The sequence below is a fragment of the Salinimicrobium oceani genome, assembly GCF_012037645.1.
This window is the reverse complement of sequence record NZ_JAAVJR010000651.1, coordinates 1-445: the sequence shown is the minus strand read 5'-3', so window position 1 is coordinate 445 and position 445 is coordinate 1. Positions and strand designations below refer to the sequence as shown.

Below are 445 nucleotides of genomic sequence, written 5' to 3'. Positions count from 1 at the left end.
ATCCTTATCAAACTCCCGAATTTCATGTGGAAGATGAAATGACGCTGCTCCACACGCCCGAGGGAGACATGCCTGTTTCAGTTTTTGGAAGCCATAATCTTCAAAATCTGGCCGGTGCGAAATGGATATGTCAACACATGGGAATTGATGAAGAAGATTTCTATGAAGCTATTTCCTCTTTTAAGGGGGCTTCAAAACGCCTTGAGAAAATTGCTGAAACTTCAAAAGCTATCGTTTTTAAAGACTTCGCCCATAGTCCGTCAAAAGTGATGGCAACTACAAAGGCAGTAAAACAACAGTATCCAAAAAAGCAACTTTTGGCATGTCTTGAATTACACACCTATAGTAGTCTAAACGCCGAATTCCTTAAGGAGTATAAGGGTGCTTTAAATGCTGCGGATAAGGCTGTAGTTTATTTTTCTCCGGAAGCTATTCAGAATAAAAA

Annotated in this window: 1 pseudogene; it reads left to right on the top strand. The window is 40.0% G+C overall.

The annotated features are described in order from the left end of the window. Window positions 1-445: pseudogene (locus HC175_RS18715) on the top strand (peptidoglycan synthetase); the annotation flags it as partial.